We start from the raw sequence: 25,634 nt of genomic DNA, 5'->3' as shown, positions 1-25,634 counted from the left end.
TTCCTCCTATCAATGATTGATTACTTTACTAATAAATTGTTGTGCCCGAGGTTCTTTAGGGTTCTCAAAGAAGTCTTTTACATTGCGGCTATCTTCTAATACTTGACCATCCGCCATGAAAATAACCCGATCTGCTACTTCTTTTGCAAATCCCATTTCATGGGTCACGACGATCATTGACATCCCATCACGAGCTAATTTTTTCATTACATCAAGTACATCCCCGATCATTTCCGGATCTAAAGCAGATGTAGGCTCGTCAAATAACAGCATTTCCGGATTCATCGCCAAACCTCTGGCAATTGCCACACGCTGTTGTTGTCCTCCAGATAACATAGATGGATAAGAATCTTTTTTGTCGAGCATGTTGACTTTTTCTAAGAATTTTTCCGCGTTTTTCACTGCACTTGCTTGATCTTGCTTTAATACTTTAATCGGTGCAAGTGTAATGTTTTCTAAAACGGTTTTATTAGGATATAGATTAAAATGCTGAAAAACCATTCCAACATTTTTTCTGACTTCAGTCAATTTTGTTTTTTTGTCCTGAAGGTCGATATCATTGATTAACAATCTTCCAGAAGAGATCGTTTCTAATCCATTGATACATCGTAACATTGTACTTTTACCTGAACCTGAAGGACCAATGACAACGACGACTTCCCCTTTCTCAAACTCGAGGTTTATGTTTTTCAAAGCATGGAATTTGCCGTAGTATTTTTCCACGTTATCAAATTTAATCATTGCCATATCATTACACTCCCATTATTATTTAGTAAGAAAACATTTAAAGATATATAATAGAACATATTATATCTGAAACTTACGTATTTTGTAAAGTTTCTTTGAAACTTTCTTTCGTTATTTTTCTCCTTTGCTTCTTACATCTGCTATTTTTCTGCATTTTGTTCGTCTTTTGATTTAGAACGGTTGTTTCTTCCTCCAAAAAACGGTAAGATATTAAGTGCTTAGTCTTACAAATCGTAAAGAGGTGTTTTTTTTGAAAAATATTATTCTAACAGGTGATCGCCCGACTGGCAAGTTACATTTAGGGCATTATGTAGGATCACTCAAAACACGGGTAGAAATGCAAAAAGATGAAAACAATCAACTTTTTGTAATGATTGCAGATATGCAAGCCCTAACCGATAACGCTAAAAACCCTGAGAAGGTTTCTTCAAATGTACTTGAAGTTGCTTTAGACTATTTAGCTGTTGGATTAGATCCTACGAAATCAACGCTTTTTATCCAATCGCAAATACCAGAATTAGCTGAATTGACTATGTACTATCTAAACCTAGTCAGCGTCGGGCGTGTCCGTCGTAATCCTACAGTTAAAACAGAAATCGAACAGAAAAAATTTGGTGAAGGTGTCCCAACTGGATTCTTTATTTATCCTGTATCGCAAGCTGCTGATATCACAGCTTTCAAAGCGAATTTAGTTCCTGTTGGTGAAGATCAAAAACCAATGCTTGAACAAACGCAAGAAATAGTTCAAAGTTTCAACCACACGTATGGCGACGTCTTAGTGGAACCAAAAGGCGTTTTCCCACCAAAAGGAATGGGCCGTTTGCCTGGCATCGATGGGAATGGAAAAATGAGCAAGTCATTGGGTAATGGCATCTATATTTCTGATCCTGCTGATGTGGTCAAGAAAAAAGTAATGAGTATGTACACAGACCCAAATCACATCCACGTGGAAGATCCAGGTCAAGTCGAAGGCAATATGGTGTTCACTTATCTTGATGTGTTTGGAAAAGACAAAAACGCAATTGAAGAAATGAAAGCTCATTATCGTCGTGGTGGTCTAGGTGATGTGAAAATCAAACGCTATTTGATTGATGTTTTGGAAGAAGAGTTTGCTCCAATTCGTGCTAGAAGAGAAGAATTAGCGAAAGATCCAGCCGCTGTGATGGCGATCCTAAGAGACGGTAGTGAAGCAGCTGCGAAAGTCGCTGCTCAAACTCTAGCAGAAGTCAAAACTGCAATGGGAATCAATTATTTTAACTGATTGGCTTGTTAATGAATAAAAAAGACGTCCTCATTCTTTATGAGGGCGTCTTTTTTTACAGTTTAACGAATATTTGCACCAACTGTTTCACTTAGTGCTTTTTCGATCTTAGTCATTGATCGGTTAATTTCTTCATCTGTCATTGTTGCTTCAGGATTCTCGAATGTCAGACTGTAAGCCATTGACTTATGTCCTTCCTCGATATTTTTTCCTTGATACACATCAAACAGTTGGATGTCTGTTAAGAACTTACCTGCAGCAGACTGGATAACCGTTACGATTTCTTGATTGGTTACTGTTTCTGCAACTAACATCGCAATGTCACGAGAAACGGAAGGGAATTTTGTCACCGCATGGAAAGTCATCCCTTTTTGAGCAGCTTCGATCACTGAGCTCAAGTCAAATTCTGCAACATAGGTTTCTGGAACATCGTATTCTTTAGCTGTATTCGGATGAACCTGTCCAACAAATCCAATCACTGTTTCACCTAAATAGATTTCCGCTGTTCTTCCTGGATGCATGTCTTTCAAACTATCAGTCGCTTGATAAGAAATTTCTGTTGCTATTCCTAATTGTTCAAACAAGTTTTCTAAAAGACCTTTGATCGTATAGAAGTCAACTACTTCTGCTTGAGTTTGCCAACTTTTATCCTGCCAAGTACCTGTCAATGCAAGAGCAACATGTTTCACTTCCTGCGGCAAATGAGTCAATGGATCGTTTTCTTGATAGAAGACTCTTCCGACTTCATAAAAAGCGACATCACTATTTTTTCTAGCTACGTTATAGTTCACATCATCCAGTAACCCACTGATCAAGTTCATTCGTAAGACAGAACGGTCTTCGCTCATTGGCCAATCAAGACGTGTAACTAAGGAATCTTTGATTGTAAATTGACGAGATTTTTCTTCCGTTGTCAAAGCATAGCTGATGGCTTCATGTAAACCACTGTCTTCAAGTAATGTACGGATCTTGCGTGTTGTTGCTTGCTCTTGGGTCAAACTTCCTGCAACAGTCTCTCCACTTGGTAATGTGGAAGGCAAGCGATCATAACCATAGATACGAGCGACTTCTTCAATAATATCCGCTTCAATCCTGATATCCCAGCGACGAGGAGGAACAGTAACGGTGAACGTTTCCCCTTCACTTTGATAGCCAAAGCCAAGTGCTTCAAAAATCTCATTTACTTCCTTAACTGTTAAGTCAGTTCCTAGATAATGATTGATTCGTGAGAGAGTGATCGTTACTGTTACGTCTTCTACTTGATAAGTCGAACCAGCAACCGCACCTTGAAGAACCTCACCGCCTGCTAACGAAACGATCATTGCAGCAGCAACGTCACATGCTTCAGCAACTGTTGCTTGATTGATTCCTTTTTCAAAACGAGCAGAAGATTCACTTCTTAAATTGAATTGTTTCGCTGTTCGACGGATCGAAATTGGATCAAACAAAGCTGCTTCTAGAGCAACCGTAGTCGTTGTCTCAGTGATTTCAGAATCCAAGCCGCCCATCACACCTGCTAAAGCGACTGGTTGTTCTCCATTAGTGATCACGAGATTTTCGGGTGTTAACTCACGTGTTTCGCCATCTAACGTAACGATTTTTTCTGTTGCTTTTGCCTGACGGACGACGATTTCTTGTGATCCTAGCCGATCATAATCAAACGCATGTAATGGTTGTCCAAACAACAGTAAGATGTAGTTTGTGATATCTACTACGTTGTTGATTGGTCGAATCCCTTCATTCATCAAGATATTTTGTAACCATTGTGGACTAGATTGGATTTTTACGCCCTCAATGATTCGAATTTGATAAGCAGGCACAGCTTCTGGATCTTCGACTGTCACCTTGATTTTGTCTTTTGCCGGACGTGCTGCTTCTACTAATTCTTCCTCTGCAAAATGAGGTGTTTGACGATAAATCGCCCCCACTTCATATGCTACTCCTCGCATAGATAAAGCATCTGCGCGGTTCGGTGTAATCGATAACTCGATAATTGAATCGTCCATGTCTAAATAAGAAAAGACGGGCTCTCCATTGACTGCCTCTTGTGGAAGATAGTAGATTCCTTCAGCATATTCTTTGGGAACAACACTATCTGGATAGCCAATTTCTTGTAAGGCACAAATCATCCCATTAGAAACTTGACCACGCATTTTCCCTTTTTTGATTTTTACATTCCCTGCGATCCGTGAATTAGGTAAAGCAACGATGACTTTGATCCCTGCCTTCACGTTAGGTGCGCCACAGACGATCTGTGAAAGTTCTTCTTCACCGATATCCACTTGGCAAATCGATAAATGATCGGAATCAGGATGTGGTACGCATTCCTTGACTTCGCCGACTACGATTTTTTTTAAGCCTTCTTCAGGAACCGTGATTCCTTCCACTTCGATCCCAGTCACTGACATTTTATCAGCTAGTTCTTTTGGCGTAACTGCTGACAAATCAAGATATTTATTTAACCATTTATAAGAAACTAACATGCTTTTTACTCCCCTTTGAACTGACTTAAGAAACGCAAGTCATTTTGATAGAAATTACGAATATCATTGACACCGTAACGTAGCATTGCTACTCGATCTGGGCCAAGGCCAAAAGCAAAACCAGAGTATTTTTCCGGATCGATACCTGACATTTTCAATACATTTGGATGAACCATTCCAGCTCCTAAGATTTCAATCCAACCGGTGTGCTTGCAGACATTACAGCCAGCGCCACCACATTTGAAACAGCTGACATCCACTTCAACAGAAGGTTCAGTAAACGGGAAATAACTAGGACGTAGTCGAATTTCACGTTCTTCACCAAACATTTTCTTCATTACGACTTCTAAAGTGCCTTTTAAGTCACCCATCGTAATATTTTCATCGATCACTAATCCTTCAATTTGATGGAATTGGTGACTATGAGTAGCATCATCTGTATCACGACGGAATACTTTCCCAGGTGAGATCATTCGAAGTGCACCTTTTGAAAAGTCATGTTTTTCCATCGTACGTGCTTGTACTGGTGAGGTATGCGTACGAATCAAGATCTCTTCTGAAATATAAAAAGTATCTTGCATATCACGAGCTGGGTGGTCTTTTGGTAAGTTCATTCGCTCAAAATTATAATGATCAGACTCCACCTCATACCCTTCAACAATTTGGTAGCCCATTCCGACAAAGATGTCTTCGATTTCTTCCATGATTTGTGTCAAGATGTGGCGGTTTCCTTGTTTGACTTGACGTCCTGGCAAGGTCACATCAATTGTTTCTTTGCTTAAAGCTGTTGCAAGTGCCGCTTCTTCTAACGCTTGCTTTTTACGTTCAATTTCTGCTGTCAACAGATCACGAATCTCATTGGCAAAACTACCAACTTTCGGACGTTCTTCAGGACTTAGATCCTTCATTCCCCGTAAAACTTCGGTGATTGGTCCTTTTTTTCCTAAAGTTTCTACACGAATTTGATTTAATTCTTTTAAATCGCGTGCTGTCGCTATTTTAACAATTGTGGCTTCTTTCAAGCTTTCTAATTGGGCTTGTAGAGACATTCCCTATTTCCTCCTTCAAATTCAAATACAAAAAAGACCTCATTCCTACAAAGGAACGAGGTCTTCGCGTTACCATCCTAATTTACGGTCAAAACCGTACACTTACTTTTTTAACGACATTTGCCGGTCTGACTAAAATCAGACGAACTCAGAAAGTGAACTTCATTTTTCAAACTCAGGATCTGCTTACAGTCTATGACAGATCTCCCTGGACTGGTTTAGCCAAACTACTCTTTTTCGTCAACGTTCTTTAGCTATTCATCTAATGCCAGTTTACAAGATTTCACTTCCAAAATCAACTGCATTCTTCTTCTGTCACCCATTTTTCACTCCAAACCTGTAACTGAACAATGGCCTTTTGAAGATCCGCTCCTTTTTCAGTTAACATATATTCTGAACGGCTGGACTCTTTACATGAGAAGTTTCTGGCGATGATTTTTTCTTTTTCAAGTTCTTTTAATCGTTCAACTAAAACCCGATCACTCACCATAGGTATTTTAGCTGCGAGATCAACAAAGCGTTGCGGACCATTTTCAAGCAATACATCAATAATCAGCCCATTCCATTTTTTACCTAAAATCGAAAAGGTCTTTTCAAATTTAGGACATAAAGTGAACTCTGTCTGTGTTAGCTCCATTTTACTCACCTCTTTGCTAAGAGTATAGCATATTACTTACAAAGTGTAAGTCCTAGTTGCTCAATTATTATTATTTATTAATATTTATTATTTTCTTTGCGCTTAATAAGACAAGAAAGACATCTGTGACAGGCTTTTCTAAAGATTCTGTCAACGCCTGTTGATAGAGATTCAATTGCCCACGATATTTTTGAATGACAGCATCAATCGCTGTTTCATCGTTGCGATCTAAAATGAAATCCGTCTTAAAGTCATATAATTGAATCGTCGTGGGTAAATCGATATAACCATCAACAATCCCATGGATCAGCAATTCATCTTCTTCATTTGGGTATTGTTCAAAGACCCGTTCTGCAGGTAATAGCATCGAAAACGGTTGTTCCCGTTTGACATGCTCTTTTTGCTTGATCAATTCTTTTCCTAGCTCGGTTTCAAAAAACCAAAGAATAGCAGAAAAATCAATTTTTTTGGCTACCTTTTGATCCACTAAACGCTTTTTGACTAATTCATCTAGCAATGCTTGGATCGACTCAGTAGTCGGCATTTCTAATGGCAGCAATTGCAATAAATAGTGTGTTGCAGTTCCGATTGCCGCAGCTGAAACCTGTTGCGTTTTTTGTAAGAAACGTGGTTCAGCCAATGTATCTTGCGTATAACGGAATTGGCGGTTTAACCCTCTTGTTTCATTACTTTCCCAGACAAGTTTAGCATCAAGCGTATCATCTGGATCTTCAAATAAACGTTTAATTTCAGAAACTGATTGATAACTTGTGGTTTGTGTCGACTCTTTGAAAGGATAACGATAATCGAGTCGTGCTTTCAAAGCAGGCGATAATGGTGTTTGATCCACGTCATTATTTTCAGCAGCATCGTTTTCTTGCGCTATTAAACGTTGCCTTTTTTCAAGCAGAGATTGTTGATTCATCCAAGTAATGGCAAATTGGCTATCAGAGTTTTTTAATTCTGAAAGAATGGTTGCTTCGGCAAAATAGTTTTGCATCAATGGATGACGCATCAAACTAAGACCGATCCAGCTCATCAAGCTGTTCTTCCCTTTTAATCGAGTCGTTGGTTCTAAGACTAATTTGGTTTGTTCAGAAGCTTCTGACCAATTCTTCAAGGTATCTTCTTTATTTTTATACGAGCCGATAATAAATAATTTTTGTTCCGCACGGGTCAAACCAACGTAGAGTTTACGCATCTCCTCTGACAATAACTTATTTTGTTTGGCTGATTTGATTGCTTGGTAAGGCAAGGTATCATACAACACCCGAGTATCAGGGTCCATATAACGAATCCCCGCACCTAGTTTTTCTTCAAAAGCATATCGCTTTTTTAAATCTTGCAAATTGAATTGTTTGGTCATATCTAATAAAAAGACAATAGGAAATTCTAACCCTTTACTTGCATGAATCGTCATGACTCGGACGGCATTATCGGCGGATGAAATCACCGGCTCCGCTAAATCTTTGTCTTTTTCCTGCATCTTTTCGATGAAGCGAACGAATTGATACAACCCTCTAAACGAACTTTGTTCATACGCTTTTGCACGATCAGCCAAGGCATAAAGATTTGCTTGTCTTTGGGCACCAGCTGGTAAACCTGCTACATATTCTAAATAACCGGTTTGTAAATAGATCTCCCACAGCAAGTCAGTGATTGAAGACCGCCGAGCCAGTTCCCGCCACAATTCGAGTTGGTCATTGAAATGGCGCAATTTATCAGCTAATTCATTCTGATTTGCTGTTTGGTAAGCCAGCACCGCATCATAATAGGTATGGGTACGATCAGCTAAACGGATCTGTGCCAGTTCTGGTTCAATCAGTCCCACGATCGGTGAACGTAAAACGGCTGCCAATGGAATATCTTGATATGGATTATCAATCAATTGGAGTAAAGAAATCATCGTACGCAACTCCGTAGATTGAAAATAATTTTGGGCATCGTTCATTTCTAAAGGAATATCTAATGTTTTAAAGATCTCTAATATCGTCAGATTATTCTTCTTTGTAGGTGTCAAAAGTACGATATCTTTATATTCGACCGGACGATTCTGTTTCATTTTTTTATCATAGATCAAAAATTTTTCATCAATCAGTTCACGGATTTTTAAGCCCGTCATAAAAAGTTCGCCTTCTGTTTTGTCCTCTAAACTCTCATCAATTGGAAGGTCGCTGTTTGGCTCTTCTTCTTTTTCGTAAATCAATAGTTCCGGTTCAAAGCGATCGACTTCGGGGAAATCAGGAAATCCTAATCGTAATTGTGCAGCATCATCATAAGCGATTTGCCCCACAACAGGGTCCATCAATTGTTGGAACACTAGATTGGTAAATGACAGGACTTCCTTTCGGGAACGAAAGTTTTCTGCCAAAATGATCCGTCTTCCACCGTCAGCTGTTGAAAATGCTTCATACTTTTCAATAAACAAACTAGGATCAGCTAGTCGAAAAGAATAAATCGACTGTTTAACATCCCCAACCATGAATAAATTGCCGTTTGTTGGATCAGGTTGTCTAAGCCAGTAAAGGATAGCTTCTTGCAACTGGTTGATATCTTGGTATTCATCGATCATTACTTCTTTAAATTGCTTACGATAAAGCTTTGATGCTTCACTTGGAAGCCATGACTCTTCTGTTTGAGTCGTCAAGATTCGCAAGGCAAGATGTTCTAAATCATTGAAATCTACTACTCCCTTTTCTCTTTTTCGTTGGCTAAAGCCATCCATGAAACGTTTGGTGACATTCGTCAACTCTTCCACTAGGACAGCAGCTTTTTTCGTCCGTTCGGTCAATTGTTCAGGAGAAATCGGAAAATATGTTTTTCCAATTTTCTGAATGATTTTTTTCGCCTGATCTCTTAAATTTTTAACTTCGGCTGAACGTTCTTTCAGCTCTGCTTTGCGACTGCTTTTAAAAGTAGTAAAAGTCAATGTTTCTAAAACCGTATAGGCTTCCGGCAATTGATCTTGTAATAAGTGATCATAAATGCGTTGGACTTGTTCTTTTTCTCCTGCAACTTGTTCCAACATTTTTTCCAGACCTTCTTCTTGCGCTAATCCAACCATTTCTTCATAAAGTTGCACACTTTGTGCCATATCTGTAAGTAGAAGTGGTTGCAATTGTTCTTGGTACAATGGTGAATGAGCTAATCCATCATCTAAACGATAGTTATCCACTAATTGATCTAACCAATGTTTGGGATCAGGATTCGCTCGCGCAAATTCATAAAGAGAGAAAACCAGATTGGTCAATCCATCATCTGAACGATCATTTGAAAAATTCATTGTTAATTGGAAAAACTCTTCCCGATCTTCGCTATAACAAGCCTCGCGTAATTCATCCCAAACATCTTCTTTCATTAAGATCGTTTCTGTCTCATCCGTTAACATCCGAAAAACTGGATCAATATCGATCAAGTAGTAGAATCGGCGGATGACCGTTAAACAAAAAGCATGTAAAGTAGAAATATTAGCACTCGGCAATAAAATCAGCTGTTTCGTGAAATGTTGTTGGCGTGCCGGATCGCTTTCACTATTGACTGCTTCTTGTAAAGCTTCTTGGATCCGTTCTTTCATTTCTTTCGCTGCCGCTTCTGTAAACGTCACGATCAAAAGTTCATCAATATTGAACCCCATTTTTAGTTTTTCGATTACTCGACGGACAAGCACTGTGGTTTTTCCAGAACCAGCGGAAGCTGATACCAGCAAGTTATCTCCCTGATCAAAAATGGCTTGCCATTGTTCGTCAGTGAATCGTTCGTTTTCTGGTCTCAAAGGAATTTTGGTCATTCTTCCTCACTCCTTTTTTCTATTCTTCGCAGGGCTTCTTCCTTGTTTAATTTTTCTAAACGGTGATAATTGTTTTCTTGCAACATCACATCAAACGTACAAACACTTCTAAAAGGACACATTTGACAAGCAAGCCGCTCCTTGTCTTTGTATGCTGGATTAAGTTTGATCTCCCCTGACGTGATTTTATCCCCTGCTAAACGCATATTCGCACGATTATGCGCCATAAAAAGTTGGAGTTCCTGTTCTGTATAGAATTTTTCTTTACTAAAACTTCCCTTTTGATAGACATCTTTCGCATTTTTCTTGATCGGATAAATCAAAGAGTTCTCTTTTGCTTCCAGTGAATGATCTAATACTTCCAATAACTCAGGTTCATCGACAAAGATGCCGTCATAACTGAATTTTTTCAATGTCTCTTTTTCAATTTCATTTGCTTCAGACAAAATCGGATTATGGACATGTAAATAATAGGAACCAGCTGGTCGAACCAATGCTTTTCCAGTCAATTTGACAGCATCCATCAACGCCACGTCTAGATAGGTCAACAGTTGCATAGCCATCCCGTAGTAAGCTTCAGTGACATCAAAGGAACGTCCACTTGATTTATAATCGACAACACTAAGCCAGGTATCCGCTTGTTCAACAGCAACATCCACACGATCAATCTTCCCACGAACATGTAATTTCCCACCATTATTCAGTGGTAATTCCAACCCTGGGATACCTTGAGCGCCAGCAATTTGGCCAAACAATATTTCTGTTTGAAGGGGCTTCATCCCTGTATTTTTACTTTGCTTTTGTAATGCCCAAGCTACTTTTTGGATCGTTTGTCCTAACTGATAACGAATATAGTTCATTCGAGCTGAACTATCTAAAATTTCAAAGCGTAACTCGCCAAAGACTTCTTGCAAGACTTTTTCAGTAAACTCTTTACGTTGTGTATCGGTCATTTCTACTAGCGATATCTGATTTGAAAATAGTAATTTAAAGAAACGGTCTAATGATTCATGATAAAAATCACCTGTAGCAGCCGGCGTTAAACCATAGACCATTCGTTCTTTCAGTTTCAAACCAAATTGGACAAAATATTTATATTCGCAATTATAGAAATTTTCTAATCTGGAAATAGAGGTATAAATATCTTTACCATAGAGTTCCTCTGCCATCTTTTTAGGTAATGACACCGGGACATTCAGATGTTCTTGACTTTCAAAAATGCGCAATGCAAAATTTCGCCATTGTGATTGCAAGATCTGCTCTCTTAGTTGGCGCCAATACACCGGAACTTTTTTCTTCTCTTCCTTTGCTAAACGATAGATATGATTGATTGTATTGATCCCACTACGATACGTACCGATATAACAACTCGGATCGCTGTCTAAAACCAAATGCTCTTTTCTTTCAGCTGGGATCATCAAGTATTCCATGATTCGTTTCAAATAAGGAGAGATTTTCAACGTGTTTGTATCATAACTTTGAGCGTAACTGAGGTATAGACGCTGAGTGGCTGAAGCAAACACCAAGTAGGCTTGCAATGGTTCAAAAGACAAGTTCTCTTTTGCGGGATCAAATAAAAATTTCTCTTCCGCTAAACGAGCATTCAACGTTTCCCTTTCCTCACTAGAAAGCAAGCCTTTCGTTTCGTGACGATCAGGAAATACTTGATCATTCAAGCCAATGGCAAACGTGACTTTCGCCTGGTTTGATCGTACCAGTTCCAAGCGGTTGATGCGTACTTGGTCGATTGCTGTAGGAATCTTCCCATAACTTAAATTTTCTAACCCGCTGGTAATGATTTCCTGAAACAAATGCCAGTCAAATTCAGATTCCCCATAAATGAGCGAATACTCGTCCAGTAAATCAATCAACGCCCCCCATGTTTGCTCATGGTTTCGGGCTGATGCTAAATTGCCTCGTTCAATTTCTTGATTTCGCCAAAAAACTAATTGTTGTTGTACGCCACTGTTCACCAAAAAACGATAAAAGACCGTCGCGCCTTCTTGTCCATTTTTACATTTTTTTATCTTGTCAAAAAATGTTGGGACTTTCTCTTTGAAGAAGTGCCGAATATCATTCGAGCGTTTTTCTAATTCTTGAACATCTTCCAGTTGTTCTGCTTCAAAATCGTAAGACACGAACTGCCAATCTTTTTCTCTCGTCCAGTATGAACCTTGATAGTTATAAGCAAGTGCTACATTTTCTGTGACATCTAATTTTGCTCGGAACTGATTTCTTTGCTCACGCCAACTGGCTAAGTCTAGTGTATCATCCGCTTCACAAATGAATAATTCAGTTTTGAAAAAACGCATGATATCATTCAAACGATAGGCATACCGATCTAAAGCGAATAAACTATTGATCCATTCGATCAATGGATGATTCTCCATCAACTGCTCTTCATCAATATAAAAAGGAATCGCCATTTCTTTGAAAACGGGTTGTAGCAAGTTACCATAAAACGCCATATCTTTCGTTAACACTTGAATGTCACGATAGCGATAATTTTCCTCGCTGACCAAACGACGGATCTCCACAGCTAGTTGTCTGACTTCTTCGGTGGCGTTCTCTGCTTCCCAAATTCTCAACGCCTCTTGTTGCCCAACCTTCAGCGGCTGGCTTTTTTTGTTGCTAGAAGTTTCTTCCCACATTTTTTGCAAGTGCATGAGTGCAAGCGGTCTTTCATGTTCTGGGGCAAATTTTTCCACTAAAACCGGCACTCTTCGTTCTTTGGCACTGTTGATTAGTTGGAAATAGAGCTTTCCTGTTTCATGAAACAATGTCAACACTTCAGGCATATCCGTGATATAAGGACGATCAAGAAGCAAATCAATCACTAGCTGTCCCTTTTCCATCATGACCTGTAACAATTGATATTCTTGCGCATTGACTCGAGTGAAACCACTAACGATAAATTTCACCTTAGACATGTCTTGCGTTTGTAAATAATTTGCCAAAATGGTCAAAGCATCTTCAGATTGCAGCGCACGTTGGACTAATTCTTCTTCAAAAGCTGTAAAAATCAATTGAAGATCTTTCATTTTCAACTGTTGATTTTCAGCTTTTACCGTATCCGCTAGTTCTGAAAAGACAAGATCTTCAGGTGAAATATTTCCAACACGTAATTCATTGTGCAATTCTTGCAACTGGCGAATAAACCCTTTTTTATTGATTTCTCCCCGAAAAATCGTTAAATTTTCTTCATTTTTTTCTAGGATCTGTCGCAAGATCATTGCCGAACCAGATTCTGAAAGTTCATTACCAGACAATAACGTTGTTTGCTGCAACAAATACCACGCTAAACGATAAAAACTAAATACTTGGACATTCGTTGTACTAAATGACGTTTTGCCACTTCTTTGACGCAGCTCTGTCAAGATTTCTTGTTCTTGTTCAAATTTATTATAGTTAGGTACAAGGAAAAATACCTGGTGCATGCTATCTTTTGCTAACCATTCGACTGATTCATCAATCAACGCTGTACGGTGGTCTTTTCGGGCTGTCCCGAGAATAAATTGTAAAGACATTTTCCCTCTCCTTATTCCTTAGATTCATTCCTCATTCATTATACCAAAAACAACTGAACATTTGTTCTTTCTCCTATTTTTTTTAGAAATTAATTGTTTGCGCTTATAGAGATTATTTTACCAAATCCTCTCAAAAAAAGTTTAAGACTACTTCTTGCGATTCACATCCATCAATCGCTATCCTTTACTTATTTCTTATACTTATCCATATAAAAAAAGCACCAAAGCTAGTTATTTCCACTAACTTTGATACTTTCTTTTATAACTTCATTTGGTTTAATGAATGGAACCCATCAATTTTTTGATTGGTTCTTTAATCATAAACAATACAACTGCTCCGACGATTGCTACGACACCGACAATCCCGAAATAAGCAGATTCAGTACCTGGTGTATAGAAACGCGCGATTTGTGCATTGATCGCTTGTGAAGAAGCATCTGCCAAGAACCAGATAGCAATGGTTTGTGATTCAAAAGCTTTAGGTGCTAATTTTGTTGTCGCAGACAAGCCAACTGGTGATAAACATAATTCAGCGATTACGACAATGAAGAAGCTGCCAATCAACCACATTGGACTTACTTTACTATCTGTGCCATAAAGCATGCCTGGTAACATCATTAATAAGAAAGATAACCCAGCAAATAATAATCCTAGTGAGAATTTCACTACGGTTGATGGTTGTCGTTTTCCTAATCTCGTCCACAATGTAACAAATACTGGTGTCAAGACGAAGATGAAAATCGGATTCAATGATTGGTACCAACTAGCTGGAATATTCATACCGAACAATGTTGATTGTGTCCGTTCTTGTGCAAACAGAGCCAAGATGGAAGATCCTTGTTCTTGTAACGACCAGAAAATGATCGCTGCTAAAAATAATGGGATATACGCCCATACTTTTGGTTTTTCCTCTGCTGTAACATTTTTAGCTGTTAACATTTTAACAAAATAGTATAACGGTAAAAGAATACCTAAAACACTAATTGAATTGACAAAGAAATCAATGGTTAAATGTCCAGTGACTTGTGCGCCACCAAAGATTGCTACAATCACAACTAAAGCAATGACTAAGTTACGAATGAATTTTTTACGCTCTGCTGCTGTTAATGGGTTTGGAGCAACTGTTCCTATACCATCCAACGTTTTACGTCCTTGGATCACGTATTGTAACAGTCCAAAGAACATTCCGATTGCAGCTAATGAGAAGCCAAGATGGTAGTTGTATTCTTGTCCGATCGTTCCTACGATGATCGGTGCTAACATCGCACCTAAGTTGATTCCCATATAAAAAATAGAGAAGCCGGCATCTCGTCTTAAATCAGTTTTTGAATAAAGATGTCCAACCATTCCGGAAACATTTGGTTTCAAAAAGGCTGTCCCAAAGATAATCAAAGCCATTGAGACGAATAAAGTGGAAACACCAAATGGTAATGCTAAGACGATATGTCCAAGCATAATAAATATTCCACCGAAGAAAACAGTTCTTTTTGCACCTAGTACCCGGTCTGAAACCCAACCACCGATGATACTAGACATATAAATCAGTGAACCATAAATTGACATAATTGCTAATGCTGTTGCGGTAGGTAATCCAAGTCCACCGTTTGCTACAGTATCGTACATGTAGTAAAGCAACAGCGCACGCATACCATAATAACTAAATCGTTCCCACATCTCTGTGAAGAATAATGTTGACAACCCCTTCGGCTGACCGAAGAAGCCCTTGTCTTGTTGATTTTCCATAATCCATACCCCAATTCTTTAAATTTTCAGAAAATACTATAAATATTCACTGAAAAATTTAACTAAAAAACTTATTTAAGAAATATATACTTATTTTCTATAAAAACGAATAAAATTTAATGGGAAAATGATAATAAAAAATAAACATATATTTAATAATTATATATTGCTATTTTAAAATGATCGAGTTTTACTTAGTTTAACAACAATGGAAACGTTAACTAAAATAACCTCTATTATTTTAATATTCATTAAAAAATTTACTTATTTTTTGTGAGCATATTATTTCACTTACTTTTTGTAAGGTGATATACTTCGTTTGTACTCATAAAATATGCAGATCGCAACTAAAGGAGATTTCACCATGACAACATTTACAACAACTTTGCAAAACCGTCGTTCTATCTATGATTTAGGACGTAACGTAACACTATCAAATGAAGAATTAACAGCTTTGATCAAAGAAGCAATCAAAGAAAGTCCAACTGCATTTAATGCACAATCAACACGAGCAGTCATTCTTTTTGGAGATGCTCACGAAAAATTATGGGAAATGACCGAAGAAGCTCTTCGCCCATTGACACCTGCTGAAGCTTTTCCAAATACGCAAAATAAATTAGCTGGCTTCAAAAAAGGCTATGGAACAGTCTTGTTCTTTAAAGATACAGATATCATCAAAAATCTCCAAGAACAATTTACATTATATGCTGACAACTTCCCAGATTGGTCAGAACAATCAAATGGGATTGCTACAGCAAATACATGGGTAGCCTTAACAGAACAAGGTTTAGGAGCTAACTTGCAACATTATAATCCAGTAATTGACGAAGCTGTCGCTAAAGAATGGAACATCCCATCTAATTGGAAACTACGTTCTCAATTAGTGTTTGGCTCACCAGAAACACCAGCTGGACAAAAAGAATATATGAACGACGAAGATCGTTTCCGTGTATTTAACTAAAACCTCTATGTAATAACCAACTTTTAGCCCAATACTTTAATGGTTGTGAATAGCGTGCTTTAACTTGAACAATAAGTGCACATTTTTAAAATAGCTTTTCAACTCCTTAAAAGTGTCTGCTTATGGTTTAATGTTCACTCTGTGATACCATTTCTGTCTATATTAAACTACTAAAGATAAAGAGCTCGGGGCGAAGGTCGCCCTGAGCTCTTTATCAATTTTCTTTTATCCTACCTTTAACCAGAAGGATTTGTTACATTAATTACATAAAAATCTTAAAATAGTCTATTCATGCGTTCTATTAGACTTGCCTATTAATAAATTCTATCAAATTTCACTAAAAAATTTAGAGATACCTTTAATGATCTTAAAAAATTAGATACTAAACACTTTTGTCTCAACCTCTTCCTGATGGCTTTGTTACGACTATCATCTTTTTCTATTATTTTGAATGAATTAATTTATAACAAGCATATAAGTTTTTCAACACCCAGGTTTTATTTTCGTAAACGAGATATTTTGCAGCCCACTGAGGCTTGTATTTTTCTTTGTATTTCCTTAACCCTTTGAATGAATACAAATACTGAGTATTATTATAGACGCTGTAAATAAACGTATTCTCTAAATTAATTGTGTTTTTATAAGTAGAAGAGAACGGAGCCATTCCTAAATTGAATTTTTGATAACCTTGTTCCTTAGCCCATAGGATGGAATATAAATAAAGAGCATCCATCATTGCCACTTCTTCACTGATAGACCAACGGATCAAGTCGACTGAAATGGTCTCATTAGTATAAGTTGGCATCATGGAAACAAAGCCAACAATTTTTTGTTCTTGATTTCTTATAATACCAACTGCTGCACAATTTAAATATTCCTTCTCAAATCGTCCGACAGAAAAAGTCATCTCATTTTTTGACCTTAACCATTGATCAGATACTTCTTTCAATTCTGACAACAGTTCACGATCATGGGATAACTGTGATGTTGGTGAAAATTCCGAAGAAATTGAGCCCACGCTTTCTGATGACTCTGAAACAATTGTCGGTTCGATGATTTCAAACGTATACCCTAGTTTTTCCATTTGGTTTAATGTTGCTCTAAACCCTCTCTTCTTCTTCCCTGATAGTGAAAACTCAGATAAATCAATGACTGCTTCTTCTCTAACTTGAAAAATTCGCAATTTAGATCATTATAAAAACTAAGGTACTGTGTGGAAGCTTGATAAAAAACAATTCGTTTGCCTAATTGATTCGCTTTAGACACCAAAGTTTTCAAAAAAGGAAAAATGGCTTCTTGTTTACCAACTGGATCACCTAAAATAAAGAGATAATGGTTATTTTCTTGATAAATCACTGCAACATCTTCCCACCACGCAACTCGGTTTTCCTTTAAAAAACCTAAATGAGCTAAGTGATTTCCACCATTTTGTTCTAAGAAATTTCGATATTCAGCATCATCTAATAGCTTTAAATCAAGCTTTAATGATTTCCTTTTTCTTCTTCGGTGTATAACTGACCAAAGCCCAGAAAGTAAAAGCAATAATAGTGTCGTTCCACTCAGAATAAAGAATGATTGTCTAGGCAATATCGGAAAAATTTCAGTTAGACTATCAAATACATAGAGACATGCTAAAGTCCAAATCAATTTTTCTAAAACACTTTGTTTGATGACTTCGACCTCTAACCATCTCCTATAAAATAGAGTATCTACAAATAATACCGTTGTTAATAAGAGGGCTGTCAAACTTTGGTCTTCCCAAAAAAGATAAAACTGACAAAGTGCTAATAACATCAGTTTGAAACGCAACATTTCCCAAGTATCGATCGCCCCTTTATAAATCCCTACAACATCTGTCAGTAATAAAATGCTCAGACATACGTAAATTGGCGCAATAAAAAAAGCCGACTTCATTCCCATATATGCATATTCAAAAAATAAAATGCATGAATCAAATAAAAATGTTAATGAACAAAATAGAAAAATGGCTGTGCTGAGCGTTCTTCCAATTTGCTTCATCTGTGCTTGCGTAATCGAAAATACTACTGTCGTAAATTCCTTCGTAAGAATCGTAAATTGATTATTGCTGATTTTTTGACTAATCAGCATTTGAACTTCACTCACACTGAACAATAAACCAAACAATAGTGGAATGAAGTAATACGCTAAACGATACAGAATCAGCGCCATCAATACTGCTTCTTTATCTATCTGCAGCTCCTGTGTAGCGCCTAAAAGGAAAATGACATCAAACGCACCAAAACCACCTGGTACCATACTAATAATTCCAGCAATCGTTGCTAAAATAAAAATACTTTCCATATCAACGAATTGAACCTGCAAGTTAAGAAAACGAAACGCGACGTACATCACAATACCAGAAGTGAGATAATCAATCGTTGATACGATCGTGAATTGTAAACCTAACCATCTCGCAGCTGGAAGTGGCGGTTTGATACTAATGTAGCCGATATATAGAGGCAACAAACAAGCACTGACAATTAAACCAATCTTGATCGTATCATTTCCCTCTAATAAATGACTTTCTGGAAAAACATTTAGCAGCACCATTGCAGATAATACGCCCACACCAGAAATAGATGAGATCAATAATAGCGAAATCGCTTTTTTTAGTTGGTTTACTCTGCTTTGGTCAATATAGTTTTTATAGAAATTATAACGTACGCTGGCACCAAAAATTCCACCAAATCCCAAAACTGCATTGAATGAATTGGCAATCCAGCTGATTTTTAATAGTTTTATTTTAGAAATTTTCATCGTCTTCAATTTTCGGATCAATGCAAAGTCGTAGAGACAAAGAATGAAAATGCCTAAAGCACCTACTAAAAACAAACTGAAAATTTTTAAGATAGATTCATTACTAATTGTTTGTAACACTTTGCTTAACCTAATGGTAGAAAGTTCACTATTTATTTTTAAAACAGAGATCGAAAAAATGAATAGTGAGAATATAATTTTGAAAAAATTGAGTTTCATCCTCTTCATTAAAATTAAAAGTCCTTTCATTATAATAGAGCTAATATATATCAAATTAGTGAAACAATTTTTTTAATGTTATTATAAAAGTGATCGCAACGATTCAAAAATAAATAAACAAACTCTTTCTCATACGAAGAATCATTTTGAAATGCTGTGTAATCTAGCGTCTGCAAGGCAAAGAAAAAAGAGACCGAGCTAATACTTGCCTCAGTCTCTTATTATATATGCGACTCCGAAATAGGTTCATCCCATATATCGCTCACTATCGTTCTTTGTTCTTATTCTAAAGTAACTTACTCTTGATCAGAATCGATTATAATATCAATTTCGGCATCATCATTTAAATGCTGTGCTAAAAAAGTGACCAACTCTTCCATTGATACAGAAAATTTCAGCATGGGTCCACGCCAACCGTTACGAAAGAAATTCATTTTTATGATGGAAGATCCTTCCGGTTGATACAAAACGATTTTATTGATCTCAGAAAAAGGAACACCTTTTTTATCAAAGCTATTTAGAACAAGCCCATCTTCTGTTATACCACGACTATCTAGTAAAAAGCTGATGAAAATTAGCGCTGACAAGACCCCTTTAGCCAATTCATCTGCAGTTGGTTGACTAATCAGCGTAAACCAAAGAACTAAGATTGCCAGAAAAGGCACGACTAAGTAAACCCAGCGATTTCTAACCGTTCGATAGACGATTTCTCGACGTACCAACCATAAAAACAAACACATAACAAAGACAAATAAAAATAATAGTAAAGTAAATATACTAATCATCTAACTACACCTCTTTTCTCTTTCCAAATACTCGAAAAAGAAATAAAAATTACAAGCAAAAGGACATACAGTGCCGATTTCGTTACTGTACGTCCAAAATCATTTCTTCTTATTCAAATGTTTCGTATTTTGCAACAACCATACTTGCTTTTTCTTCTAATAACTCTTGATCTTCCATTGCGCATTGAGCAACTTTGACTACGGCACAATTCGTCATTTTTGAAACAACTTCTCCGATAACTGCTTTTGTAAACCCAATCGGTTTACATGAATATTGCTCTCCTAAATTAATCATTTCTTCCGTCATCAAAATCCTCCTAAACTACCAAGCTCTTTTATAAGGTAACTGTTTTTTTCAAACAGTAATTGCTCTTTCAAATAAACATCATCTAAAAACATTTGTTATTTGACCTGCGATTTATTTCGACCTTACTGGCATTATAGCGTACTGTTTTCGTTTTCACAATTAAAAACTATCAATAAATCGAAACATTTTTTTCAATTTTAAAAAAATTATTCGGCTATTGATCCTGTGATTTTTCAGGACTTTTGTCTTCTTATTTTAAATTTGGAAAACAACATGTCAAATTTTTTATTTTATTTTTAAAAAAAAGCATTATAATATGTAAATATTAGAAAAAAGGGGAATTATTATGAAAAGATTCATTGGTAAAAAAATATTATTCGTGGCAGTCCTATTATTCGTTATTTTTTCTGCCACCACTTATTTTCACCATTCACACAATGTTGGAAAGGATACTGAAAAAGTGAGTAGTTATGCTAAAAAACAAGTTTTACTTGATGTCCCCTTGGAAAGCCAATTCACCGAGCCAGCGTTAGGAAATGGCTGTGAAGTTACTTCACTGTCCATGCTGCTTTCTTATTATGGTTACGAGACTTCTAAAAATCAGTTAGCTCAACAATTGAATTACGTTCCTGTTTTTAATGCTGATGGTACACATGGCGATCCTAATGAAGGGTTTGTTGGGGACATCAGCGGTGGAGATTGGGCAATGGGCGTCTATGTCCCGCCTATCGCGTCGTTGGCGCAGACAATCGTAAAAACAGATTATCATACTCTTCCAAAAACCGATGCAACAATCAATGACATTAAGAAAGCTTTACAACAAGGAAAGCCTGTGTGGGCCTCCGTTACTTTAGATTTCCAAGTGCCTACTGATACTGATTTCGTTACTTGGCAAACAAACAATGGGCAAGTAAAAGTGACACCATTAAACCATGCCTGTGTAGTTACTGGTTATGACAATGACAATATTTATGTAAATGATCCTTATGGAGAAAAAAATAGACCCGTAGCAATCAAAGATTTTGAGGCAATTTTCACCTCAATGGGTGGTCAAATGTTGACTTTAGAGAAAAGCTAGTATTTTTATAAAAAATACATTATACTCTAGCTAAATATGATGGAAAGGATTGAGGGAAATGGAAAAAATTCATAAAAAAATAGATCCTAATGAAATTCCGATTATTTTCGTTCGTGATGTAAATGGTCATACACCAACCAAAGTTTCCGTCAAGGAATGGACGGATCGCTATAGCCCAGTTTCACTCAATGAGTTACAGATCAAACTTTATCGTCAAGCATTAGCCTATTATTCTGAGAAAGATTATGCAAAAGCGATTGATTTATTGAAATTTTTAATCTCACAAACAAACTATACACATTTTGAATACATCGAACGTTTGGCAACGATCTATCGAATCATCGATGCTCCACTAAAAGAATTTCAGTTACTTTCTAATACATTATCAATTGCCAATTTGATCCCACTTCCATCTGGTTTAATCAAGAAGTTAGAAAGACGAATGATCACTGTCAAAAAAATGCTGGATAAAGAGTAATCTCTTGCATTTTCTTTGTGTCGTGCTATGATCAAATTGTTTGATTGGGATGTAGCCAAACTGGTAAGGCACTTGACTCTGAATCAAGCAATTGCAGGTTCGAACCCTACCATCCCAATAAAAAAACCAATCAGAAATTCAGTTTTCTGATTGTTTTTTTTATATCTTCTTTAAGTTTACATAATAAAATTATAATTATCCAATGATAGCTAATGCTTTTTTAGGTACTTCTTTTTTGTCAACTTCTTCATATGACTCGACGTGAGCGCCCTTATTAATAATCTTTAAATAATGTCCTTCTTTTAAAATAGATAAACCTGTAAATTCAATCGTTCGTTTATGTCCCTCCTGATCGGCAGCTTTTTGGATATAAGTCGCTGTTCCATATGAATTGACTTCATCTGGTTTTTTCGTCTTGACGTATACCTCTCCTTTTGTTACCAACGGATTTAACTGGTCTACCACACCTGCCATCTCATCGTGGGCGTTTTGCGTATAAAACTTCAAGCCAACTAATGCGACTCCTGCAAATAATACCGTTCCAATAACTACTTTTACTACTTTCATTTTTCTACCTCCTATTTTTATTTCATTATATCCATAAAAATAAACGGCATCATCCGCCTCTAGTTGGAGATTTTTCTCCGACTTTGGCACAAAAGCTTTTGCTCACCCTTGTTCTAAATAATGCTCAATATTAAAAAACGCTCAAAACGGCTAAAACCATTTCAAGCGTTTTTTTTTAATGATAAAATCATGAGCAACAATTTTGCCATATGATTAATTTCTTGTAATTAATACAGCCTAGTTGGATCATAATGATAAACTACATTCCCGTTCAATAATGCCTTACCTACGACATATTTACGATTCTCTAATTTTAGCCACGCTTCACGAAAAAGCATGACCTCTTCTCTTTTGACCTCAATTTTTTCAATTTTTCCGTCAATCAATTCTTGGATAAGTGCTTCGTATGGATTCATTGTTCTCCTCCGTCACAATCAATACGTAGTAAAAATTGGTTCATGATCTACTTTTGTATCTAGGTCTGTTCTGACATTTACCGTTGTATATAAAACTTTTTCAACAGGTATACTATAATAATTGTCTTCGCTACTGCTGAATTGGTGTACACCTTTTTTCGTCAGAATACCATTGATTTTATTCATCAGTACTCTTTTTTCTACACTATTACTGACCACATAGTAAATCACACGTATATTGTTTACTAAATGTAAATCGACTTCTAACATTACTTGATCCATGAAAATTTCATCCTTTCTTTCGGATCAATTATAGCAAGAAACTTCTTGTTAATCAAAAACCTTTGTATGTCCTTCTTGGTTATCAATTAAAGAAATACTTGCATCATTTGATACAAAATGTTATTTTGTATCAGATATCATTATTATTCTGGGAGGCACTTTCGTGATTGCGATTGGTCAGCTTGTTTTTTACATTCCATTTTTCATCATGCTAAGTATTCTTTTCTATTACATAAATTGGACAAAAAAGAAACTATCTGTTTTACTTGTTTCTCTTCCAAGCATCTATTTTACTTATCAAATCTTTTCTTTCCGCCATTGGGAAATCCCTTCTGTCTTAATTAGACATGTCATTAGTTTAGTTATTTCAGTCATTCTACTGATACTTTGGATATTTTATTTATTAAATAAACAAGATTAGTGTGTGTATAGATTGTGAATAAACGAACAAAAAATGAGTGTGAAAAAAGTGAGCAACCACTTTTTCACACTCATTTTTGATCATTCATTTACACCAAAGAAAGATTTGAACCGTTCAAGGATTGATGCTTGTTTTAAATCAATAAACTGTTGGGCAACAGAAAATTTGTCCTCTAGCAATTCTTTATTTGATTCAATCAAAATTTTTGCTTCTTCGTACTTCTTTTCTTTACATAGTTGCTTGACTTCATTCAATACATCACCAGCACTCATCTTTTCACCTACTTCAGTTATTAGGAACCTGTTGATATTAAAGGTTGTCTCAATGTTGAATGTTTACGATTCTTTCACACAATGAACTTTCTTCCGCAGCACAAAAGCTATTCTTTTTGATCACTTGACGTGATAAACCGGATCGACTCTTGGTATTCCCGATAGTCTCTACTATAAAGATCTGTTAATCGATCTGGCAAAACGAACCAAGCTGGATGGTACCCATTTACAGTGACAGGAAATCCTTTCTCTTGCAGACTATCACCATCCCAGCGTAAGGCAATCGCTGTTTTGCCTGACCATTTCACTAAAGCAACAGAATAACCTTTTTTCGTCTGCGTACCATCTTCTAAAATTTTGAGGATTTCTATTTTTTCTTTAGGAGCTGTAACCTCTTGTGGACGTACCATTCTTTCCCCTCCTTATTTGACCACTAACACACTGCAGGGCGCATGAGTAACAACATAAGATGCTGTAGAGCCGACTAAAGCTTGTTGGATTGCTCCTTTACCAGTAGCCCCCATGACAATCAAATCGATCGCTTCTTGTTGTGGAAACACCGTCCCAATCAAGTTACGTGGGTCACCCGTTTCAACAATAGCATGGATGTCATTGATCCCATATTCTTTCGCATCATGGATCTTTTTTAACATTTCGACTTCTATCTTCTGTTTTTCTTCTGCATAGATTTTTGAAAATGCGTAGGCGCTATGTGTCAACTCTACTTTATTGATGATCGAAACGATAAATAATTCGGCTTCATTATCTTTCGCTAAATCTAGCGCTTCCAAAAAAGCTTGTTCTGATTGCTTAGACCCATCGACAGCTACCATTATTTTTTGATATCTCTTACTCATGTTATCGCCTCCTTGTTTCTATTATTGTAACATCACATGCTAAATTTAAAAAAAATTACGCTGTTTTCAATTATTTCGTATTTATTTTCAAAAAAATGTAGCTTTTTTTTACTTGTTTCTAGTGTTTATTTTTCTCATCAATTGTCCTTGTTAGTGGTTTATTTTAAACGTTTATGACGGTTTTCTCATTGTTTTTCACATTTTATGATAATCTGTTTGTTACAAAAAACGTATCTTTGTTACAAAGTGTCATAGAGCTTTTACCTATGAAATATTTTCCCATGGTAAAGTATTCCTCGTTGGACACAACAAAACTATTTTTAAATTTATGAAGGAGATCTTACATGAAATCACTTAAAACATTACTATTAGGAACAACTTTGACTGCCGGCGCACTATTCTTTATGGGAACATCTGCACATGCGGACGAAGCTTATACCGTTCAATCAGGTGATACGCTATCAACGATTTCTCAAAAATACGTTGGTGATAACTCCTTGATCCAAACTATTGCAGAAAAAAATTCAATCTCAAACATCAACTTGATTTATTCAGGTCAACAATTAACAATCCCAACAGGCGAACAAGCAACAACACAAACAGCTTACCAAGCGCCTGCTCAAACAAAAACAGTGGCTGAACAACCAGTGAAGCAAGAATCAGTTCAACAAGCAGCACCTGCTCAACCAGTTGCTCAAGCAACGCAAACAGCGGCACAAGCAACACCAGCGACAACAAACACAAGCTCAGCGAAAGAATGGATCGCTCAAAAAGAATCTAGCGGTTCTTATACAGCAACAAACGGTCGTTACATCGGACGTTACCAATTAGATTCTTCTTACTTAAATGGTGACTATTCAGCAGCAAACCAAGAACGAGTTGCTGAACAATACGTATCTTCTCGTTATGGCTCATGGGAAGCAGCTAAATCTTTCTGGGAAGCAAACGGTTGGTACTAATATAAAATAGCTTGTTTAAA

The 25,634-nt window shown here is 36.7% G+C and carries 21 protein-coding genes, 1 tRNA gene, 1 pseudogene and 1 other annotated feature; of the genes and pseudogenes, 7 read left to right on the top strand and 16 right to left on the bottom strand.

The window, feature by feature from the left end; genetic code table 11:
• Positions 1-9: 9 nt before the first annotated feature.
• Positions 10-747, bottom strand: coding sequence for an amino acid ABC transporter ATP-binding protein (locus IGL30_RS05565; protein ID WP_010719300.1), 738 nt, complete (start codon positions 745-747; stop codon positions 10-12).
• A gap of 250 nt (positions 748-997) precedes the next feature.
• Between IGL30_RS05565 and trpS the strand changes: the two genes are divergently transcribed.
• Positions 998-2,008 (top strand): tryptophan--tRNA ligase, encoded by a 1,011-nt coding sequence (gene trpS / locus IGL30_RS05560; RefSeq protein ID WP_010719301.1) that lies wholly within the window; start codon positions 998-1,000, stop codon positions 2,006-2,008.
• Between the two features lie 62 nt (positions 2,009-2,070).
• Here the strand turns inward: trpS and pheT are convergent, their stop codons facing one another.
• The 6 genes from pheT to IGL30_RS05530 all read right to left on the bottom strand — a co-directional run bounded on the left by pheT (position 2,071) and on the right by IGL30_RS05530 (position 15,234).
• On the bottom strand, positions 2,071-4,491 hold the full coding sequence (gene pheT / locus IGL30_RS05555; RefSeq protein WP_123874817.1) for a phenylalanine--tRNA ligase subunit beta: 2,421 nt from the start codon (positions 4,489-4,491) through the stop codon (positions 2,071-2,073).
• Between the two features lie 5 nt (positions 4,492-4,496).
• Complete coding sequence (gene pheS, locus IGL30_RS05550) at positions 4,497-5,540, bottom strand: phenylalanine--tRNA ligase subunit alpha (RefSeq protein WP_010719303.1); 1,044 nt, start codon at positions 5,538-5,540, stop codon at positions 4,497-4,499.
• Between the two features lie 48 nt (positions 5,541-5,588).
• Positions 5,589-5,793 (bottom strand) — a binding site (T-box leader).
• A gap of 42 nt (positions 5,794-5,835) precedes the next feature.
• Complete coding sequence (locus IGL30_RS05545; protein ID WP_010719304.1) at positions 5,836-6,177, bottom strand: winged helix-turn-helix transcriptional regulator; 342 nt, start codon at positions 6,175-6,177, stop codon at positions 5,836-5,838.
• A 70-nt stretch (positions 6,178-6,247) separates the two neighbouring features.
• Positions 6,248-9,964, bottom strand: coding sequence for a helicase-exonuclease AddAB subunit AddA (gene addA, locus IGL30_RS05540; RefSeq protein WP_123874819.1), 3,717 nt, complete (start codon positions 9,962-9,964; stop codon positions 6,248-6,250).
• The gene (locus IGL30_RS05535) at positions 9,961-13,491 is read right to left on the bottom strand and encodes a PD-(D/E)XK nuclease family protein (RefSeq protein ID WP_123874820.1); all 3,531 of its coding nucleotides are present in this window, start codon (positions 13,489-13,491) and stop codon (positions 9,961-9,963) included. The genes addA and IGL30_RS05535 overlap by 4 nt, the downstream gene beginning before the upstream one ends.
• 276 nt (positions 13,492-13,767) lie before the next feature.
• A complete protein-coding gene (locus IGL30_RS05530) occupies positions 13,768-15,234 on the bottom strand; it encodes a peptide MFS transporter (RefSeq protein ID WP_010719307.1) in 1,467 nt (488 codons plus the stop codon).
• A gap of 364 nt (positions 15,235-15,598) precedes the next feature.
• Between IGL30_RS05530 and IGL30_RS05525 the strand changes: the two genes are divergently transcribed.
• Entirely contained in the window at positions 15,599-16,195 is a 597-nt protein-coding gene (locus IGL30_RS05525; RefSeq protein WP_123874821.1) for a nitroreductase family protein, read from the top strand.
• A 442-nt stretch (positions 16,196-16,637) separates the two neighbouring features.
• Here IGL30_RS05525 and IGL30_RS05520 read toward each other — a convergent pair.
• The 3 genes and pseudogenes from IGL30_RS05520 to IGL30_RS05510 form a co-directional block, all read right to left on the bottom strand.
• Positions 16,638-18,766: pseudogene (locus IGL30_RS05520) on the bottom strand (phosphatidylglycerol lysyltransferase domain-containing protein).
• Between the two features lie 722 nt (positions 18,767-19,488).
• The gene (locus tag IGL30_RS05515; RefSeq protein WP_088745178.1) at positions 19,489-19,977 is read right to left on the bottom strand and encodes a hypothetical protein; all 489 of its coding nucleotides are present in this window, start codon (positions 19,975-19,977) and stop codon (positions 19,489-19,491) included.
• A 109-nt stretch (positions 19,978-20,086) separates the two neighbouring features.
• Complete coding sequence (locus tag IGL30_RS05510) at positions 20,087-20,284, bottom strand: hypothetical protein (protein WP_010719311.1); 198 nt, start codon at positions 20,282-20,284, stop codon at positions 20,087-20,089.
• Between the two features lie 346 nt (positions 20,285-20,630).
• Between IGL30_RS05510 and IGL30_RS05505 the strand changes: the two genes are divergently transcribed.
• The 3 genes from IGL30_RS05505 to IGL30_RS05495 all read left to right on the top strand — a co-directional run bounded on the left by IGL30_RS05505 (position 20,631) and on the right by IGL30_RS05495 (position 21,958).
• A complete protein-coding gene (locus IGL30_RS05505) occupies positions 20,631-21,362 on the top strand; it encodes a C39 family peptidase (RefSeq protein ID WP_010737478.1) in 732 nt (243 codons plus the stop codon).
• 58 nt (positions 21,363-21,420) lie between these two features.
• Positions 21,421-21,840 carry a hypothetical protein gene (locus tag IGL30_RS05500; RefSeq protein WP_010737477.1) on the top strand — a complete coding sequence of 140 codons (420 nt, stop codon included), beginning with the start codon at positions 21,421-21,423 and terminating at the stop codon, positions 21,838-21,840.
• Positions 21,841-21,885: 45 nt separating this feature from the next.
• A tRNA-Gln gene (locus IGL30_RS05495) sits at positions 21,886-21,958 on the top strand.
• 77 nt (positions 21,959-22,035) lie between these two features.
• On the opposite strand, the gene IGL30_RS05490 is transcribed toward IGL30_RS05495, so the two are convergent.
• The 3 genes from IGL30_RS05490 to IGL30_RS05480 all read right to left on the bottom strand — a co-directional run bounded on the left by IGL30_RS05490 (position 22,036) and on the right by IGL30_RS05480 (position 23,105).
• Complete coding sequence (locus tag IGL30_RS05490) at positions 22,036-22,407, bottom strand: YxeA family protein (protein WP_088745180.1); 372 nt, start codon at positions 22,405-22,407, stop codon at positions 22,036-22,038.
• 227 nt (positions 22,408-22,634) lie between these two features.
• Positions 22,635-22,823, bottom strand: a complete 189-nt coding sequence (locus IGL30_RS05485) for a hypothetical protein (protein WP_010719315.1) — start codon at positions 22,821-22,823, stop codon at positions 22,635-22,637.
• 18 nt (positions 22,824-22,841) lie between these two features.
• Entirely contained in the window at positions 22,842-23,105 is a 264-nt protein-coding gene (locus IGL30_RS05480; RefSeq protein ID WP_010737474.1) for a hypothetical protein, read from the bottom strand.
• Positions 23,106-23,268: 163 nt separating this feature from the next.
• Here IGL30_RS05480 and IGL30_RS05475 point away from each other — a divergent pair, with 163 nt between their 5' ends.
• Positions 23,269-23,526 carry a glucose uptake protein gene (locus tag IGL30_RS05475; RefSeq protein WP_088745181.1) on the top strand — a complete coding sequence of 86 codons (258 nt, stop codon included), beginning with the start codon at positions 23,269-23,271 and terminating at the stop codon, positions 23,524-23,526.
• An 80-nt stretch (positions 23,527-23,606) separates the two neighbouring features.
• Here the strand turns inward: IGL30_RS05475 and IGL30_RS05470 are convergent, their stop codons facing one another.
• The 3 genes from IGL30_RS05470 to IGL30_RS05460 all read right to left on the bottom strand — a co-directional run bounded on the left by IGL30_RS05470 (position 23,607) and on the right by IGL30_RS05460 (position 24,655).
• Positions 23,607-23,798: a hypothetical protein gene (locus tag IGL30_RS05470; protein WP_010719318.1), complete on the bottom strand. Its 192-nt coding sequence runs from the start codon at positions 23,796-23,798 to the stop codon at positions 23,607-23,609.
• A 107-nt stretch (positions 23,799-23,905) separates the two neighbouring features.
• Complete coding sequence (locus IGL30_RS05465; RefSeq protein WP_010719319.1) at positions 23,906-24,208, bottom strand: hypothetical protein; 303 nt, start codon at positions 24,206-24,208, stop codon at positions 23,906-23,908.
• Between the two features lie 12 nt (positions 24,209-24,220).
• Positions 24,221-24,655, bottom strand: a complete 435-nt coding sequence (locus tag IGL30_RS05460; RefSeq protein ID WP_010719320.1) for a universal stress protein — start codon at positions 24,653-24,655, stop codon at positions 24,221-24,223.
• Between the two features lie 344 nt (positions 24,656-24,999).
• On the opposite strand from IGL30_RS05460, the gene IGL30_RS05455 reads away from it, so the two are divergent.
• Positions 25,000-25,614: a LysM peptidoglycan-binding domain-containing protein gene (locus tag IGL30_RS05455; protein ID WP_123874824.1), complete on the top strand. Its 615-nt coding sequence runs from the start codon at positions 25,000-25,002 to the stop codon at positions 25,612-25,614.
• The last annotated feature ends 20 nt before the right edge of the window (positions 25,615-25,634 follow it).

The organism is Enterococcus sp. DIV1089c (genome assembly GCF_050530965.1).
Taxonomy (GTDB): domain Bacteria; phylum Bacillota; class Bacilli; order Lactobacillales; family Enterococcaceae; genus Enterococcus_B; species Enterococcus_B hirae.
The sequence above is the reverse complement of the archived record's forward strand: the minus strand, read 5'-3'. Positions and strand labels throughout refer to the sequence as shown.